At 56.3% G+C, this 18,651-nt stretch carries 12 protein-coding genes and 2 pseudogenes; 10 read left to right on the forward strand and 4 right to left on the reverse strand.

Annotated elements, in window-relative coordinates; all coding sequences use genetic code 11:
* Positions 1–135: 135 nt before the first annotated feature.
* The 6 genes from CCOS191_RS26990 (at position 136) to CCOS191_RS04320 (ending at position 7,232) form a co-directional block, all read left to right on the forward strand.
* The gene (locus CCOS191_RS26990) at positions 136–369 is read left to right on the forward strand and encodes a pyocin activator PrtN family protein (protein WP_082120352.1); all 234 of its coding nucleotides are present in this window, start codon (positions 136–138) and stop codon (positions 367–369) included.
* A gap of 300 nt (positions 370–669) precedes the next feature.
* A complete protein-coding gene (locus CCOS191_RS26995) occupies positions 670–876 on the forward strand; it encodes a helix-turn-helix transcriptional regulator (RefSeq protein WP_253168138.1) in 207 nt (68 codons plus the stop codon).
* Complete coding sequence (locus CCOS191_RS04300) at positions 873–1,208, forward strand: hypothetical protein (RefSeq protein WP_046854179.1); 336 nt, start codon at positions 873–875, stop codon at positions 1,206–1,208. Before CCOS191_RS26995 ends, CCOS191_RS04300 begins: the two co-directional genes overlap by 4 nt.
* An 816-nt stretch (positions 1,209–2,024) precedes the next feature.
* The gene (locus CCOS191_RS04310) at positions 2,025–4,898 is read left to right on the forward strand and encodes a DUF927 domain-containing protein (RefSeq protein ID WP_046854181.1); all 2,874 of its coding nucleotides are present in this window, start codon (positions 2,025–2,027) and stop codon (positions 4,896–4,898) included.
* A 90-nt stretch (positions 4,899–4,988) separates the two neighbouring features.
* A complete protein-coding gene (locus CCOS191_RS04315; protein WP_046854182.1) occupies positions 4,989–5,846 on the forward strand; it encodes a hypothetical protein in 858 nt (285 codons plus the stop codon).
* A gap of 402 nt (positions 5,847–6,248) precedes the next feature.
* The gene (locus CCOS191_RS04320; protein WP_046854183.1) at positions 6,249–7,232 is read left to right on the forward strand and encodes a DUF3644 domain-containing protein; all 984 of its coding nucleotides are present in this window, start codon (positions 6,249–6,251) and stop codon (positions 7,230–7,232) included.
* 293 nt (positions 7,233–7,525) lie between these two features.
* Here the strand turns inward: CCOS191_RS04320 and CCOS191_RS28315 are convergent.
* Positions 7,526–7,706: pseudogene (locus CCOS191_RS28315) on the reverse strand (hypothetical protein); the annotation flags it as partial.
* An 869-nt stretch (positions 7,707–8,575) separates the two neighbouring features.
* On the opposite strand from CCOS191_RS28315, the gene CCOS191_RS04325 reads away from it, so the two are divergent.
* Complete coding sequence (locus tag CCOS191_RS04325) at positions 8,576–10,408, forward strand: NACHT domain-containing protein (protein WP_082120354.1); 1,833 nt, start codon at positions 8,576–8,578, stop codon at positions 10,406–10,408.
* 252 nt (positions 10,409–10,660) lie between these two features.
* On the opposite strand, the gene CCOS191_RS27815 is transcribed toward CCOS191_RS04325, so the two are convergent.
* Positions 10,661–11,623, reverse strand: coding sequence for a lysozyme inhibitor LprI family protein (locus CCOS191_RS27815; RefSeq protein WP_156177505.1), 963 nt, complete (start codon positions 11,621–11,623; stop codon positions 10,661–10,663).
* Between the two features lie 199 nt (positions 11,624–11,822).
* Positions 11,823–12,386: pseudogene (locus CCOS191_RS28325) on the reverse strand (DNA adenine methylase); the annotation flags it as partial.
* Positions 12,387–14,041: 1,655 nt separating this feature from the next.
* On the opposite strand from CCOS191_RS28325, the gene CCOS191_RS27820 reads away from it, so the two are divergent.
* Complete coding sequence (locus CCOS191_RS27820; protein ID WP_156177506.1) at positions 14,042–14,182, forward strand: hypothetical protein; 141 nt, start codon at positions 14,042–14,044, stop codon at positions 14,180–14,182.
* Complete coding sequence (locus CCOS191_RS04340) at positions 14,175–14,405, forward strand: hypothetical protein (protein WP_046854186.1); 231 nt, start codon at positions 14,175–14,177, stop codon at positions 14,403–14,405. Before CCOS191_RS27820 ends, CCOS191_RS04340 begins: the two co-directional genes overlap by 8 nt.
* A 144-nt stretch (positions 14,406–14,549) precedes the next feature.
* Here CCOS191_RS04340 and CCOS191_RS04345 read toward each other — a convergent pair whose 3' ends face one another.
* Entirely contained in the window at positions 14,550–15,146 is a 597-nt protein-coding gene (locus CCOS191_RS04345) for a transglycosylase SLT domain-containing protein (protein ID WP_046854187.1), read from the reverse strand.
* Positions 15,147–15,540: 394 nt separating this feature from the next.
* On the opposite strand from CCOS191_RS04345, the gene eprS reads away from it, so the two are divergent.
* On the forward strand, positions 15,541–18,531 hold the full coding sequence (gene eprS, locus CCOS191_RS04350) for an autotransporter serine peptidase EprS (protein WP_046854188.1): 2,991 nt from the start codon (positions 15,541–15,543) through the stop codon (positions 18,529–18,531).
* Positions 18,532–18,651: the final 120 nt, after the last annotated feature.

Below are 18,651 nucleotides of genomic sequence, written 5' to 3' on the forward strand. Positions count from 1 at the left end.
AGACCCGGTGTAACAAGGCGGAACAGTGTAACAGCCGAAAAGCCCAGCTCTTCCTGCTGGCAGCTCTTCGCTTGGACACAAAATCTCCACATGGCGCGGGATTTAGCCCCAGGCATGGGGCGCGGGGGAGGATAAATGGTTGATACCCAAACATACGACATGCTTCTGAAACGTTACGGCAGCATGTGCTTACCGCTTGAGATCGTGCGACAGCACTATCTGCAGCATTTGGGCACACCTGCACTTCTCAGAGAGCTAGGCAAAGGGAGGCTAACGTTGCGGGTAGTAAAGGGCGACTGGGGTGGACGCATCCAGCGTGTGGTTTACCTTCATGATCTGGCTAGCTGGCTTGATCAAGGTGGTAACTGACCCCCCTTTGAAAGCAACGCAGCGCGCTGGCGTCGGTCACTACCGTTCGTCGGGTAGGAATGTCGTCAAGCTACGTCGTCGGTGCGCCCTAGAAGTTAGATGGGGATAACTCCAGCCGGCTAGAAATTCCCCTGTTTCTTTCCCCTGTGAATCGGCATAAATAGTGGGCCCTGTTCATACCAATACAGGGCACTAGCTATGACAACTCGTAGCATCGCAAACGCTACTTCTCCCACTCCATCAAATCCAGGCGCTAGCCTCGACGATACCAATCCACTTAGATTTGACCCAGCAACTCGGTTGATCCGCATAACCGATGTGGTCGCGCTGGTAGGTCTTGCACGCCCGACGATCTACAAGCTGATGAGCCAGCCTGAAAGCGGTTTTCCCCAGCCGGTCAAACTTACTGATAGCACCGCTCGCGGTGCGCCCGTTGCCTGGGTTTTATCTGAAGTGTTGGATTGGACTCGTGCCCGCATTGCCGCTCGCAACAAGGTGGCGGCATGACACCCATCTTCCTACCACACACGATTCTCGATGCGGTCGGAGTACTTGAAAATGCTCGGCCTACAGTTGCCATGGGCCGTGATCGTCTGCGCGCCTTGCGTGATCGTGCCATTTCCGAGGGGGCACACGTTCTGCTCTTGGCCTGGCCGTCGCTGGAATGGGTGATGCTGGCCGTCGAGGTGCCATCGGGTGTAGTTATCGAAGACGCGCGGCAATTAATCCCCAACCTGCTGGCCAATCCCGCTGCCTTGGAGCACATGCGTTCAGAGTCTCGCAATGGCCAGCATCTAAGTTGGCTGTCTCTGGTCCGCCCTGTCGTCGCTAAGCACTAACGAAAACGCCCCCGGCTGCAACCGGAGGCGTTAGAGGTACATTCGTATGCCCCCTCAATCTATGACGTCGTTCGTGATCGCGCAAGCCTCGTGTATTGCTCTTATTAAATCGAGACGCTATGCTCCGTCTGTCGCTGCAAATTCAGTGACCGGGTTTGGCGACCCGATAAACAATAGGCGCACAGGCGCCCCCATATCGATTGCTGGCGCTTTTTTTGTGCCCGCATCTCTGCGTTATGGCGGCTGTGCGTGGGAGACCTTCGGGTCTGCCGGGTTCCTATTGTCCCGGTTCGCCAACCCGCGTACAGCTGCCACCCTTAATCGTTTGGCGACGATCCGTGGCAGCTCCTCAACAATAGGAGCTTCACATGCACGCCCTCAATCCGTCCAAAATTCGCGCCGCCGCCCACCGGGCAATGGCTCTCGCCGCTCTTCACGCAAACTCCAGTCTTGCTACCCGCCTCGCACGTTACAACCGACATATGAACCTTGCCCGCGCCCTGGAAACCGTAGGGGGTGCGCAATGAAATCTGCATTCCAGGGACTTGAGGGGCGTCTCCCCGAAGATCTTCTATCCGTATGCGCCACCAATGCTGCCGGTGTGCCAATTGATGCCATCACTGCGGCGTGTTCCCGCGTCGACGCCGTTTTGCACTTGCTCATGGCGCAGTTCAATTCGGGTTCGGATGTTGAGAGGTTGTCTGACTCAGTAATAGCGAATGTTATTTGGGACGTCCAAGGCACCGTAGGGCTGATTCGGTCTTTGGCCTTGCACGGCGACAGGTCCACTTATCAACTGGTGCATGGGGATCGCAAATGAGCAAGCGCCCCAGCTTTTCCGAAGTCAAACACGCTTCCCTCAGGTCAATCGAGCAAGTCCTTTCTAACTGGTTGCCGGGCGGTAAACGGGTAGATGGCGGTAAGGAGTACACCGCTCCAAACCCTACACGAACTGACAAGCACGCAGGCTCTCTTAAGGTCAACTTAGCCAAGGGCACTTGGTGTGACTTTGCTACGGGTGACAAAGGTGGCGATTTGATTGACCTGGTGCGCTACCTGGATCGCGTCACTGATATGGACGCCTGCAACAAACTTGCGGCCTTTCTTTGCGTCGAGCCAGGTAGCACAAGCACCAAGCCGCCCAGTACAAAAGTCTCGAGACAGGACTGGATACCAGTGCTTCCCATTCCTGAGCAGGCGATGCAGAAGGTAATGCATACGCACAGGCAGCACGGTAAGCCCTCAAAAGTCTGGATCTACCGCAATGCCAGTGGTCAGCCCCTCATGGTGTTGTATCGCTTCGACTTGGTGCCGGATGAGACCGGCTCGGCGCGCAAAGTGTTTGCGCCACTTACCTGGTGCAAACACTCGGGCAATGGCTCGCTTGCTTGGCGCTGGCAGGGCTTACCTGACCCACGTCCGCTGTTGAATCTTGATGAGCTGGCTAAACGCCCAGCGGCACCAGTCGTACTCTGCGAGGGTGAGAAGGCCTCCGATGCCGCTGTCGAGCTGCTGCCTGAATATGTTGCCACCTGCTGGCCCAACGGGACGAACTCTTGGCATAAGGCTGATTTCGCGGCGCTAGTCGGGCGTGACGTGTTGCTGTGGCCTGACAACGATGCCCCAGGCTTGAAGTGCATGGATGCCTTGGCCGACCACCTGCGAAAACTCGGAGCTGCCACGGTGCAGACGGTAGCCTTGACGGTGTTCGGGCAGCTCCCTGGTATGGACGGTGAGCACCCCACCGTCTCCCCAGGCGGTGAGTGGCGCGAAGGTGACGATGCTGCAGATGCTCAATCCAAAGGCTGGACTGCCCAACACTTGGCAGAGCTGCAACGCACCGGGGAACTGTTCGCCCTCGCACCTGCCGCCACACCCGCTCCAGCCAAGCAGAGCAAGACCACTGGCCGGGCCAAGCAGCAACCCGAGAAGAAAACCGCCCCGCCCCCGAGCGGCTTCCGTGTCACAAAGGATGGGGTGTTCTATGTCGGTGACGATGGCGAAGCGCGTGCGGTTTGTTCACGTCTAGAAATACTTGCGCGCACTCGTGACGAAAAGGGCCACGGCTGGGGTCTGCTGGTGGAGTTCGATGACCCGGATGGGGCCAGCAAACGCCTCAACATTCCGGCCAGGGCAATGGCGGGCGACTTTGGCAAGGAAGTGCTCGCGCCATTGGTTGATATGGGGCTGCGCCTGGCACCCGTGCGCACTGCTCGCAATTCGCGCAACGACCTGCAGAGCTACCTCCAAGGCTATGACGGTTCCGAGCGCGCCCGCCTGGTAACCCGACTGGGCTGGCATGGGGACGCCTATCTGGTGCCGGATCGGCAGATAGGGGCAAGCACTGAGTATCTGCATTTCTACGAGGCCGGCGCCCAGCTTCCGCCCATTACGCAGATAGGGACACTAGAACAGTGGCAGCAGCAAATCGGCGCACTGTGCGTTGGGAACAACCGCTTGGCGTTCGTCGTGTGCGTGGCTTTCGCTGGAGCGGTACTGCACCTGCTTGGGCATGAATCGGGCGGCTTCCACCTGTACGGTGATAGCTCGGGCGGAAAGACCACCCATTTGCAGGTGGCGGCTTCGGTTTGGGGTGGGCCGCGTCTGGTGCGCTCCTGGCGCTCTACGGACAACGCCCTGGAAAGTATCGCGGCGGCGCACTCGGACGGATTGCTGGTGCTCGATGAGATCGGGATGTGCGACCCACGGATCATCGGTGAAACGGTCTACATGCTCGGCAACGGTACCGGCAAGGCGCGGGCCAATGATCGGGGCATGAGCGGGCGCCAAGTTCAAGAGTGGCGCTTGCTGTTTCTCTCCACCGGAGAAAAGACCCTTGCGCAGCACATGGCCGAGGCAAATAAGGATTTGAAAGCAGGTATGGAGGTACGTCTGCTTGCTGTCCCTGCTGATGCCAGCAAAGGGCTTGGGCTATTCGAGGAACTGCATGGCTTCGACGATGCCGCCGCTCTGTCAGACGCGCTCAAGGCTCGGGTGAACAAGTTTTACGGCTCGCCTGCCTTTGCCTTCCTGTCGGCCCTCTGCGACCCGACCAAGTTGCGCGCCTATACATCCATGGTACGCAGCACCGTGGAGCGTTTCACTGCTGAAGCGCTCCCGGCCAGTGCTAGCGGCCAGGCCCAGCGGGCCGCAACACGTTTCGGTTTGGCAGCGGCTGCGGGAGAGCTGGCCACCGCCCTAGGCGTTACGGGGTGGCCAGACGGTCTGGCGCTCGACTCAGCCCGCGTATGCCTGAATGCCTGGTTAGCTGAGCGAGGTGGCGCTGGAAACATGGAGGGTGATGCGATTCTCGCACGCCTGCGCCAGGTGATTGAGCGTTTTGGAGAGAGCCGCTTCACCCGCTGGGAATCGACGGCTGCCAAGGTAGATGAACACGGCCCCCGCACTATTGACCGGCTCGGCTTTCGCAAGTCGATGGAGCACGGCATGGGTGACACGTCGCACACGACGACAACCTATTACGTACTTCCTGAAGCTTGGCGGTCTGAAATCTTCCGAGGCATGAACCTCAATGCGGTGAACAAAGAGCTGCTGAGGCGTCGGGTATTGGAGCCAGGCAAAGATGGCAAGGCCTCCACCTCTGTGCGCCTGCCCGGCCTCGGACTACAGCGCTGCTACGTCGTCGTGACGATCCCTGAACCGGCTGAGAACGAAGTACTGGCCGCTTGAATCACTGCCTCTAAACCCACGAGGTAGTGTCGGCAACATGCGGCCTTGCCAGCCTCTCGCATAACCACTTCCAATCATTAGGTGTTGAGTATGAAAGAACTGAAAAAGCAGCGTGACGAATTGATTGCAGAGCGTGACTCTCTTGAAGGTAGCATTCCGGGCCTGAGGGCCGCGTGGGAAGCAACACCGAGTAACTGGAACCGTCATGGAAATTGCATTGGCAGCCCTGAAAGTACGGCGGCTATGAATAAGCTTTCCAGCGCAGAGGGACGCTTGCGCAGTATTCCTGGTGCTATTGAGCGAATTGAACGCGAGATCAGCTATCAGGAAAGCTTGGCGAATGCGAAGCAGGCCAAGACAAAGGCTCGTCAAGTCATGTCCGATTCAGTTAAGACCGTAATTTCACTGGAGAGCACTCGCACGCTTGTTCTTGATCGCCTGCAAGCGATCCAAAAAGAATCAAATCTAGCCATCGAGAGGGCACAGCAAGCTGAGATTGATGCTGCGAACCTCTACGCCCACAACGTAGCAGCCGGTAACAGTGAGGGTGAAAAGGCTGCAAGCACCGCGATGGAGAAAGCTAGCACCTTGCTCATTGAGGCTGATGAACATGCAAGGCGCCAAGAACTGATTGTCGCTGCATTGCAGGCGGAAATTGAGGCGCTCGATGCTAAAATCTCCAAGGCTAAACAGGAGTCTAGCCAAGCTCAGGACCATGCCCTATGCGCAGCCGTTTTGGCCCTCGGCGATGAATGGAATCGCTTAGCCAAGCAACTTGCCGTTGTGGGCTCTCGAATTCTTGCCGCAGACCATCATCGAGGTAGCGGGAGCATGATGTTGTCAGACCTGTCGATCCCGCTCTTCGGCCCCTCAGCCACAGAGCTCGACCGGGACGATTTGCTAGAAGGCGCTAAAGGCATCACCTTAGTGGATCTGATCGAAGCGTAACCCAGAAACAGCCCGCAGATGCGGGCTGTTTGTTATTGCGATGGTTACGGTTGATCCCGTCAAAAGCAGCTTGGCCAAGCTCGCGGATGTCCAATATGGGTAGAGAGAACATCCAGTCACGACGGACCGCTATCGACCCATTCAGTCACTCTGAAAGCCCCCCCTGGTAGCACTAAGATTGCGCTTATATGCAGTCAGCCATCACGTTTCAGAAACGGTAATCGGTATGTGGATGTATGTTCAGTTCAAAGCCCCACTCAATCCATCAGGCCACAAGCCAATACTGGATTTTCCGCGATATATGGCTATGATTTAAGGATCAAAACGCAAATTTTCGGGCGCAGTGGCCATTTTTCATGGTTCTGTATTAACCGTAAGTGGTTTACGTTAAGGATAATGAGGATGGCACCAGAGAAAAGAGTGCGATCGGTCGGTTCTGTGGCCGGTGAGCTTATCAAAAAATCGAGGGAGGCTGCTCTCGCTTCAGTCCAGATTTTTAATAATCCTGCCCTCACATTTAAGTCTGAGATATTTATAGTCCTGATGATGATTTCTTGGACTTATCTCCTTCATGCTTTTTATCGAAAGAACGGAATTGAGTACCGTTACTTCAAGATGGAAGGCGCACGGAAAAGATTTCAAAAAACCGCTAAGGGTGCAGTTAAGCATTGGGAGTTAGAGAAATGCTTGAATTGCCCACAGTCACCTGTAAATGCCAGTGTTGCGAATAATCTCAAGTTTCTAATCGGATTGAGGCATGAGATCGAACACCAGATGACGACTAGAATAGATCAGTTGCTAAGTGCTAGGTTTCAAGCCTGCTGCCTAAACTATAATGAACTGATCAAGTCGTTGTTTGGTCATGACTGCGGCATAGATAAGCACTTGTCATTTAGCTTGCAATTCTCCTCGTTAAATAAGGAGCAGGTGGATCGATTGTCTCAGGCAGACGGTCTCCCTGAAAATATTCGAGCTTATATTACAGAGTTTGACCTAGCATTAACTGATGAGGAGTTCAATGATCCTAAGTTCTCCTACCGCGTTTTCTTCGTGCCTAAAACTGCGAATCATAAGGGGCAGGCTGATCAGGTTATTGAGTTCATTAGGCCAGGGTCAGAAATGGCTCAAGGAGTGAATACGAAGTATATCCAAATCAAAGAGATAGAGCGTCCTAAATTCTTGCCTTCAGCAATTGTTGAAAAGGTAAAAAATGCGGGGTATCCACGATTCAATATGATGCACCATACCAGAATGTGGCAAAATCACGAGGCAAAGAAACAAGGAAAAGGGTTTGGGGTCGCCGTAATGAATACCTGGTACTGGTATGAGTCTTGGCTAGAAAAAGTGCTGGCAGAGTGCGAAGTGCGAAAACAGGAATTTACTTAAGGTGTGTGCAGCGTAGGGTTATATTTCCACGAAAAAGCTAGCCAGGGAGGAAAAATTTCGTTTCGCCCAAGGGCGGCTTTGGGTCGTTAGCGGTCACATCGCGAATGGCTGCAACCGACTCTAGTCGAACGTGATGAAGGATTGCGCTGGGTCGAAGACACAGAGTTCGTGGCTAGCAGCTTTTGGCCGTTAGCGGCCCTTGCAGAAGCTCTGCTTCGAGTCGAAAGCAGCAATTCGCAACACCAGGCACCTCTCCCGAGCAACTGCTGCTCAATGAGTGTTCTGCCCCCCTTGCCGAAGGTCTTCACCTGGTAGTCGGTAACAGCCTGGAACAGACATTCAGCAATCACGCAATCTTTCCACTTCGATTGCAGGCGCACATGAGCCCTGAGCCTCGTGATAGCGGCGCATTGCCTCAACTGCCTCGGAGTAGGCCGGATTGTCGGGCGGTAAGATCTCGGACAGTTTGGGCATCAATGCTCTTACGTTAGTGAATCGTCTCGGACAGATTGCCGGTTCCCAGCAACTGGAAATCTACCGCCGCTTGATAAAGCGAGTCCGCAAGCAGTTTAAGACACTCGACTTCCTCCACCGGTGCTCCGCCAACTTCAGCGTCGTGCTGCGCTCTTATCGCTTCAAGTGCTTCGCGTGCAACGGCTCTCCAGCTTTGGCCATACCTTTTAGGGTTCGCTTCATGATCAGCCCATTCCGCTGTGTTGAATCATTATAGGGCTCTAGCGAAGGGATGATGCCTTGAAAACAGTTAGTAACGGCTATTGGCCGTTAGCTGCCATTTTTCAAGGGCAGCTATGGGCCGAAATCCGCCTTTCGCGACCGGCCGCTTGGGTCGGAAGCGGACCTTCCCAACAGAGTCGCCTCATTGTGGCTCGGTCCAACGTTCATGAAAGCGTCATGGCCGCCCTAGCGACCCTCGATCTTCATGCTGAGGCCATCTCATCTGGCATATCACGCCTGAGGACTTGATCGGTCACACAGTGCGCGGCGGTTGTAAACGCACGGCTGGCTGAAGCCACCCATGAGCAGCACCGATGATGGATGGATGTCACTAGGCCACGTGCCAAGCCAGCTGTTGCGGGGTGTACCCACTACTGACGCGCGGATGGTACTCCGTCCCCCTCACGCAGCGGACCAGCTTGTACTCAAGTCAGTTGTAAACGCCTGCGATAAAGACCGTGATACAGCCGAAGCGCGTCCTTTGAAAACCTTCATGCTCTCACATGACCTTCATATCGGTCGATGCACAAGCGGCTAGAAATCATGATATCTAAAGGCTAGTATGCCAATCTGGCATTTTGCCTTTTTCTAAGGTCTAAGGATGACAAATGGCACTTACTTCCGCAGCATTAACTACTCTAGTTGCGCGCAGTCTTACCCCTGCCATAAATGATTTATATAATGCAGCCAAAGGCGCAATAAAAGAGTCGCTAGAGAAGATTCACATAGCACAAGGCGGAAAGAAATTTGCTCGCAGTCTACTTAAGGTAGAAAAAGTTAAGACCATCTGGTCTCCTGACAAAGAAATGTCAGTGATGGATTTTTATTACCCATCATCCATTAAGGTCAATGAAGATCGACTAGCCATAAAGAAGATAAAAGACCTGCCGCTCGGGAATTTGATCATAGAGGGGATAGTCGGCAGAGGGAAGTCGATATTTTTGAGATACCTAGCAGCAACAATGCTAAGGGACGAAGACTTCCATGATATCCCTATATTCCTAGAGCTTCGAACGATTTCCCCAAAGCGGACTATCGTGCAAGCAGTTGAGCGCTACATGAACTCAATAGGCCTAGACATGTCGGAGGGAGTATTCGAATATATTGCATCCTCAGGCAAGCTTTGCTTGTTACTAGATGGCTTCGATGAGATATCTGATGAGTCTGTGAACGATGTCGTGGAAGAAATTGAGTTCCTTCAAATTAGGTACCCTGACCTTCGACTAATCATTTCTTCTAGGCCGGGAAATGAAATCCAGAAACTACCAGGCTTTGAAGTGGTGGAGTTATTATCCCTAACCGAGGATGATTATGACCCATTTATGAAGAAACTCAATATCCCCTCAGCCAAAAGGGTAGAGTTGATAAGTGCAATAGAAGAGAGTCCATCCAATATTGAAGGAATTATAAGCACGCCATTAATGATGACCCTGGTAATATTGGTCTATGAATCCGAGCGTGAGATTCCGCGAACTCTACCAGAGTTCTTTGAGAAGCTTTTTCATGTTGTGTTCACCCGTCACGACAGACTAAAGATAGGTTTCAATCGCAAGCACTTCAGCGGATTATCTGAAAGGAAATTACAGAAAGTATTTGAGGCCTTTTGCTTTATGGTGATTGAGCTTGGCCATGGGCGAACTTTAGATGCTGAAGCTTTCGATTCGACCTTTGAAGCTGCCATTCAATATGTGGAAGACTGTAAGTGCGAAGTAGACGGCTTCAAGAAAGACATAGTTAAAGTTGCATGCCTTATGATGGAAGAAGGCATCGGCGGGTTTGCCTTTTTGCACAAAAGCATCATGGAGTACTACGCCGCAGCCTTCATCAAGCACTCACCGGAAGATATAGGCGCTTTGTTTTACGAAGAGGCAGCCAAGCAGGATCCAAGAAAATGGAAACCTATTCTTACATTTCTGGAGTCAATCGATAAGTACAGATTCTCAAAATATTTCATGCTTGTGGATGGGATGCAGTTGCAACACAGAATAACAGGCATACTTGAGCGAAGGGATGACAATGAGCTTTTAAATTTTATTGGCGAATTTTATCCTGAAGTAGCTATAAATTTCCTCCCTGATGGTAGGCCAGTGTCATTCGGCCCGATGGGACCCCTACTTAATTACTGGCATGACTGGCTTGACAGCAACCTTGGCGTATTCATATTTGATCTGGTTGACAGCAAAGAAGACATTGAGGTAGCTGCCCGTGCTATCAATGGTGGCTTTCCGGGAGTGATCGTCCATGAGAAAAAAGGTCGAATGGGCATTAAGCTTTGCGGCCTAATTGAATTGTACGGCCCAGATAAAATGTGGACGCAATTGGAATTCGCCGAAACGCAAATTCACGAACTGGTGAAAGCAGCACAAGGGGTGGTAGACGCGAATAAACTAAAAAGATCAATTTTCGCCAAAAAACCGAAAAAAGATGAAGTATCAGCATAGATATAGATTGCTCGCCTCAACTAAGCCTTCCAATCAGACTGAACGTTCCCCGATTGTGCTTAAATAAGGGCTGGAAATGGCATCCAAATCCTGGACAACCAGGGATTGGATGCCATTTCATTTCGAGGACCAATGCATGCATTGTCGTGAAATGGTGAACTGATTGCACCATTTTGTGCCCTCATGAATTGCGCCTTGAAAGCTGCTTCACCTGTCCTCGCGCTGAAACTAGGTGCTATGATGGATTGGGGCTTAGTAGCCAGTTATGTCCTCAATTTGCTTGATACGACTTTCATAGGCGCCCGACATAACCGAAGCATGTATCATGGGCCGTATCGATCCTCCGACAAATCTATCGGCGCTGTAGTCGGCCCATTTTCTAATCCACGACTTCCATTGCGCATGCAACGACCTAAATTCAGACGCATCTCTTGCATCTTTGAGCTCATTGCGTTTATTTCTAATCGCTGCGCATAATTTTGAACGCTGCACATGGTATTCAGCGTACGCATGGCGATTCATTTCATACTGAGTAAGCGGCTCGTCTTTCCAGACCGTACTCCAGAGTACAGAATCAATTGCCTCTATAATGCCCGAGACACTTTCAACAGATAGCAGTGCCTGCTCATACTGGACATGAAATTTTGTAGCCGACTCGTGCGCCAACACGTGGCGAATCTCGAAAGTTTTTTGAAGACTTGCCCATAGCTGCGAAACATCTGGCACTACCAGTGCAGCCTCTGGCGTTTGGTTCCTCAACGCGAAAGGATCTATTGCGGCTCGAACCAAAATTTTGAATTTCTGCCCAATCAACTGATCGAGGGTTGATTCTAAATGCCCAAGAGAACTAAATGGCAAGCTATAGGCCACTATCTCTCCAATGCTAACTACTTTTTTATGGAGTATCGAGATAGCCTCGGCTGCTTTTAATTTATCACCAACCAGCGCTAAGCCGCGAGTTAAATACTCACCACCAGCATCAACAATCATTGTTACAACCGAGCGAAAATATGCTTCCAGAGTAGCAATTGCAGCAACAGGGAAATGCCTGTACAACTCTACATTCTCTGTCCCCCTGAGATATTCTAGGGACTCTTCCAAGGTTCGAATTCTCGATACAGCTTCATAGATAGCACCATCTACCCTTCCAATCTCCAGCCGCGATCGGACTTCTGCAATTCTTTCTTCAAGAACGTACCTAATAGCCTTAGCCATAATATCCTCTATAATATCGTTCTATTAGTTCTTCAGTTTGCACTATGAAGCCTCGACTGGGATACAAGACGGGTACTGGCTCCTTCCGTATCCAACGCATAGAGGTTTTGGTTCTCGATGTCGCTTACCAGCGGCTGACCGAGCTGGCCTGCGACGTTCTCTCCTTGCCGATCCGGCTACTCCATAGCGCGGAAGTGAATCAAAACAAGCCATCCAAAGCGGATGGCTGCCAGTTCATAATTACCAGCTCGCCAGTCACCTCCGCTTTACCCTGTCGCTGGTTTGTGTTGCTGTAGCGGATATCCAAACATCCGAAGTGAAAGCCGTCGAAGGCTCGCCTGATGTCCGGGTGGTCGTTGATGCTGACCATCACCTTGCCCTTGCACCGACACATGAAGTCGGCCATGCGCTCGTACTACTCGAAGGGGAAGTCGACGCCATGGATGGCAGTCTGCCAGTGAGGCGGGTTCATCTAAACGAAGGTGTGTGCTCGATCGTAACGCTCGGCGCAGACGAACCAGAAGAGGTTCGCGAAGTAAGTGCCGGCAAGACGCTGCCACGCAGCGGACAGATTCTCTTCCATGCGCAGCAGGTTGATGGCCGGCCCTGTGGTGGCGGTACCGAACGTCTGCCCAGTGACCTTGCCGCCGAAGGCATGCTGCTGCAGGTATAAGAACCGAGCGGCACACTGAAGATCGGTGAGCGTCTGAGGGCGCGTCATCTTCTGCCACTAGTAGATCTGCCGATAGCTGAGCGCCCACTTGCAACAATCTGGCTCGATTTTTTCAGGGTGCCTTTTGAGGCTATAGGGAAGGTTCAGCGAAGGATCGCGCAGTCCTATCAGCCTCATTTCCAACCTCTGACGGGTAGCGGAGCAGAATCGTCATTCATATAGGTATTCACTTTGGACGATGAAGGTCTGCTATAGGTCGATAGCGGCCTATCATGGTTACACCGGATCTGTTGTTACACTGCAAGGGCAAAGCGAAGGCTTGAGCGTGTATCACCGTTTTTTCCTTTTAAAACAATGAGTTGTTGGGTGTCGTTACACCCATTACACCTGTTACACTGCTTTGGATTCGTAGTCATCTAGCGACCCCATGCCCCTAGTTGGTCGTGCCTTCAGCGGCTGAGGCATTCCCACCTCCCGGATCCCAGGAGCCGCCGGGGACCCTGAGAGATGTGGCCAGATACGGGGCAGGAAACCCGCGCTTTCTTGTTAGCGGGAGCGTTCACAGCTTAGTGAACTGCTTCACTGGGTGAACCCACCCAAATGATTGGTTAACCCTCGAATTATCTTGCCAACTGCAAGAATGAAGCTTCGCTTGCAGTCAGCTCATTGATCCCAGAAGGAGTGTTGCGGTGCATTAACCGCCAAGGGCTCGGGCCGCCTCAATGCCACGTGGGGTTAGCAGCCCGGCATACTCCCTACGAGGCCTGATGTTACCGGCCTGCATCCTCGTGATTCGGTAGCATCCGTAACCTTTCGCCCACAGTTGCTCAAAAATTTCCGCATTGGACTCGATGAATGTCCTCTCGAGTTCCTGGCCTTCCTCATGCATCTTCAGCAGTGTGCGTAGCATGGTGTTGAGATTTTGGGGCGTGGTAGTCATATGGCAGTGCTCTGGGTTGGGTTCAGCTAATCCTAGACGCTCTCCCGGCTTCGACTCCGTAGAAGTGACTTTTGCTTTAGGGATACGTTTAGGGATACGTCTGCGTGCACTTAGCTGGACTCTCCTTTAAATACAGGTCATATTACCCGCTGTTAGATTCCTGTCTCCGCATCTATCACCGCAGTCCTTGCAGTGCGGGCGTTTTGTTTCTAGCCATCTCAGCAAGCCTCATCAATGACTAGATGTAGCTAACCTGCACACGCCTGCTGTGACATGGCTGCTGTACGCGGGAGACCATCTGGTCTGCCGGGTTATCTTTTCCTCGGTTCGCCAATCTGTGTACAGCTGCCTCCCTATGCACACGTAGGGCTATCAATATCGGGCACTTTTCCATCATGGCGACAGCACGTGGGACACCTCCGGTGTGCCGGTTCCTTTCGTCCCGGTCGGCCAACCCACGTACTGTTGCCACCCAGTCCCTCCGTGCAAGCCATTTCCTACGCTTTCCATCGCCATTTCCCATCCCCAAGAACCTTGCACTAGAAGCCCCCAAGGAATAAATTCCCTACCAGTCGCGGCAAATTCCGCGACCGGGTTTGGCGACCCGGATAAACTTGGCGCAGCAGCGCCCCACACGATTGCAGGCGCTTTTTTTGCGTCCGCAGCCTCGTGCCATGGCGGCTGTGCGCGGGAGACCTTCGGGTCTGCCGGGTTCCAAGTTCCCGGTTCGCCAACCTGCGTACAGCTGCCACCCATTGTTTGGCGACAGTGCGTGGTGGTTCCAACCTAACTTGGAGTCTCATGCATGACCATCAAACGTCTGTACAGGATCCTCGCATCCGCTCTCCGCCGCCCAACCCGTGCGGCCACCCCATCCCCAACCTTCTACCCGATCGACAGCCAGTCCCTCGCCGACCGCGCCAATCGCGAGGTGCGCCATGACTGACCATGAACGCATGTCTACCCTGCAAAGCTACGTCTGGACCCTCGAACTGCTAGGCGAGGCGCTGGTCCAGCATGACGAGGTGCTCGAGTGCGAGCACAACCCGCAACTGAGCTTTCGCAACACAGCGGGCATTCACCAGGCGATCCGGATCATCAGCCGCTTGGCCAGCGAGCAGTTCGGCAAGCTGGAGGTGATGAAAGAAGAGGGTGTTTCTACAGGTTGATGCTGCGCATCATCGGGGCCGCTTTGCGGCCCTATTGCGGGGTGTGTCCTGGGCGGACTCCACTTGAACCATCGCGTCTTGCAAGAGCGTGCCCGGTCAGCAACGCATCGCTCGCCCGGTGTTCCATCACTCCCGAATCAGCGACTACCAGAACCACCCACCCCGAGCCAGCTCCTGCTCACAACTCCGATACTGCGCCCCAAACACCGACGCCCGCGCCTGCACCTTCTGCGACACGTTCTTCAGCCACGGCTTGGCGTCGTAACTACGGTTGCGGTAGCCGCCCCAGCCTTCGTGGTAATTCAGGTACTGGCCATAGGCGTCCCACTTGGACACGCCATTCACCCGCTGGCTCTTCTGCATGTACCAGCCCATGAAGTCGAGGGCGTCGGCGAAGTCGTCGCGGGCGGCGCCCCAGCCGCCGGCTTCGCGCTTGTAGTCGGCCCACGTCTCGTCCTTGGCCTGGGCGTAGCCGTAGGCGGTGCTGACCCGGCCCCAGGGGATGAAGCCGAGGAAGTAATAGCGCGGCGGCAGGGCGTCGTGCTTGAACGATGACTCCTGGTACATCATCGCCATCGGCACCTGCACCGGGGCGCCCCAGCGCGCCTGCATCTTCAACGCCGCCTCGTGCCATTTCGGCTTCTCGCGGAAGATCTCGCAGAGGTTCTCGGGGTTGGCGGGAGGCTTGGTGGCACAGCCGGCTACAGCCAGGAGCAGGGCCGGCATGGTGAGCCGAAGCATGGAGGGGTTTCCTTGTGCGGACGTCGGGGTCGCAGGGCGCTGACGCTTTATACATTCTTTTGAGACGCAGATGAATCAGCGGGCGGGCGTAACTGGTCCAGTTCCTGGCATAAGCCCCTTCGGACTTCATTTTGCTTGCATCCTCACGCGGCAAATGGCGGCACATGGCTATTCCGTTGTCTGACCTTTACAGCCCGATTTACTTTCTGGGTGCTGCGATTACCATCGGGCGCTACTGCCCCCGAAGCGATTTTTTTGCCACTGAATCGCGAAAAAATATGTCTATCCCTTTCGCCTGACGCCGAAGTACCCTGCGCAGTGGCCGCCCTTGGTTGTGCGGTCGGGTCGAGCAAGAACGCTCTACCCCACAACAAAAACAAGAGAAGTCATCGACATGGATGTGAGATGTGCTCAGCTCAAGCGGCTGACCGGCACCCTGTGCCTCGCGTTTGCCTTTATCCTACCGCTCTCGGCTGCGGCGGCCTATCAGGAAGCCGGCCGTGCCGGCGATCCGGCCAGCTGGCGCTCGGCCGAATACCAGCAGGACTGGGGCCTGGAGCGCATGCAGGCCAACCAGGCCTATGCCGCTGGCATCACCGGCGCGGGCGTCAGTATCGGCGCCCTGGACTCGGGGTTCGATGCCGCCCATCCCGAGGCCAGCCCCGGGCGTTTTCATCCCGTCACCGCCACCGGCCAGTACCTGGACGGCACGCCGTTCAGTGTGTCCGGGGTGCTCAACGACGCCAATGACAGCCATGGCACCCATGTCACCGGCACCATGGGCGCGGCGCGCGATGGCGTGGGCATGCATGGCGTGGCCTTCGATGCCCAGGTGTATGTGGGCAACACCAACAAGAACGACAAGTTCCTGTTCGGCACCGACCCGGATCCGCGCTACTTCAAGGCGGCCTACGACGCGCTGGTGGATGCTGGCGCGCGGGCCATCAACAACAGCTGGGGCAGCCAACCCAAGGATGTCAGCTACCAGACCCTCGGCGACCTGCGCGCGGCCTACGCCCAGCATTACCAGCAAAACACCTGGCTCGACGCCGCCGGTGACGTGGCGCGGCGGGGTGTGATCAATGTGTTCAGCGCCGGCAACAGCGGGTATGCCAATGCCAGCGTGCGCTCGGCGCTGCCGTACTTCCAGCCGGAACTGGAGGGCCATTGGCTGGCGGTGTCGGGCCTGGACAAGAACAACCAGCAAAAATACAACCAGTGCGGCATCGCCAAGTACTGGTGCCTGGCCACGCCGGGTGCGGCGATCACCAGTACCGTGCCCGATGGCGGCTACGCCACCTACAACGGCACCTCGATGGCCGCGCCCCATGCCACTGGGGCCCTGGCCCTGGTCATGCAGCGTTACCCCTACCTGAATAACCAGCAGGCTTTGGAGGTGCTGCTGACCACCGCGCGCCAACTCGATGGCTCGCCCACCCAGGGGCCCAGCGAGCGGGTGGGCTGGGGTGTTCCGGACCTCGGCCGGGCGTTGCACGGCCCGGGGCAGTTGCTGGGTCAATTCAACGTCAACCTCGGGCGCGGCCAGGGCGATAGCTGGAGCAACGGCATCTCCGACCAGGCCCTGGCGCAGCGCCAGGCCGAGGACGCCGCGGAGCGCCAGGCCTGGCAGCAGACCCTCAAGGATCGCGGCTGGGAGCAGGGCCTGGGCGCGGGGGCCAGCCAGCAGGATCGCAGCGACTATGCCCTGGGCATGGCCCGCGACGCGGCGGCCGCGCAGCGGGTCTACCAGGGCAGCCTGGTCAAGTCCGGGGCCGGCTGGCTGGAACTGACCGGGGACAACAGCTACCGTGGGCCGACCCGGGTCGACGGCGGCTTGCTGGTGGTCAACGGCAGCCTGCAATCGGCGGTGACGGTCAACGCCGCGGGTACCCTGGGCGGCAGCGGCCGGGTCGGGGCCCTGACCGCCAGCGCCGGCGGCGTGGTGGCCCCGGGGAATTCCATCGGCACCTTGAATGTCGCCGGCAACCTGGACTTGCAGCCGGGCTCGACCTATCGGGTGGAACTCTCGCCCACGGCCAGCGACCGCCTGGTGGTGGGTGGCCAGGCCCGTGTCGCTGGCGCCAACCTGAGCCTGGCCCCCGAGGCGCGACCGAACCTGTTGGCCGCTGGCCCGGTCGCCAGCCTGGTGGGGCAGCAGTTCGACATCCTGCAGGCGGCGGGTGGGGTCGATGGGCGCTTCGCCCTGGTGCAGCCCGGCTACCTGTTCCTGGGGACCGTGCTCGACTATTCGGCCAACGGCGTGCAACTGGACGTGTCCCGCAGCGCTGCGACCTTCGACAGTGTCGGCGCCACGGCCAACCAGCGCGCCAGCGGCGGCGCGGTGGAGCGGCTGGGGTCGGGCAACCCGGTGTACGAAAGCCTGCTGCTGTCGACCTCGCTGGACCAGGCCCGGGACGGCCTGCGCCAGTTGGCCGGGGAGATCTACCCGGCGCTGGACTCGATGCTGCTCAGCCAGGGGGCAGTGCTGCGCGATGCCTTGGGCGAGCGTGTGCAAGCGGATGCCTTGCAAGCCAACACTGCCTCGAGCGAGGCGGGGGCGTCCCAGCTGTGGCTCAAGGGCCTGGGCAGTTGGGGGCGCATCGAGGGCGTGCAGGGCACCGAGTCCTACACCAGCTCCCTAGGCGGCGTGCTGCTGGGCCTGGACCGTGACTTCGACGCGCAGACCCGTGCCGGCCTGGCCGCCGGCTACAGCGACAGCTCCCTGGGCATGGGCGGCAGCCACTCGCGGGCCACGGTCGACAGCTACCACCTGGGCGGCTATGTGCGTCACGACATCGACCAGCTGCGCCTGAGCCTGGGCGGCAGCTACAGCTGGCACCGTGCCGAGGTGCGCCGCGACCTGGCCTATGCCGAGGTCTCCGGCCGCCAGCGCGCGCGGCTCGATGCGCGCAGCCAGCAGCTGTTCGCCGAGGCGGCCTATCGCCTGGCGTCATCGGCACTGCAGCTGGAGCCTTTCGCCAACCTGACCTACCAGCACCTGGAGCGCGACAGCTTCCATGAAAAGGGTGACGCCGCGGCGCTGCATGCCGGCGATGAGCAGCGCGATGCCTGGCTCAGCACCCTGGGCCTGCGTGGCCGCCAGCAATGGCAGCTGGGCCCGCAACAGGACCTGCAACTGGCGGCCAGCCTCGGCTGGCAGCACCGCCTGAGCGGCAGCCAGGACAGCGAGCACCTGGCCTTTGTCGGCAGCGACCAGGCGTTTGCGGTGCACACCGCGCCGGCCTTGCGCGATGCCGCGCTGGTGGGCTTGCAGGCACGCCTGGGCTTGGCCCGCGACCTGGACCTGAGCCTGGATTACCAGGGGCGCCTGGCCAGCCGCGAGCAGCAGCATGGCGCCGGGCTCACCCTGCAATGGCATTTCTGAAACGCCGTGGCACGGGTGGGCCAGGCGTTGCAGTACGGAGTGTGACCAACGCGGTTTTTATCCATACAACTAAGGAAGGTCGTAGTGAAGCACGTCAAAAAGGATGACAGCGCACGCGGG

The sequence above is a fragment of the Pseudomonas sp. CCOS 191 genome (assembly GCF_001007005.1).
In the GTDB taxonomy this organism is placed as follows: Bacteria; Pseudomonadota; Gammaproteobacteria; order Pseudomonadales; family Pseudomonadaceae; genus Aquipseudomonas; species Aquipseudomonas soli.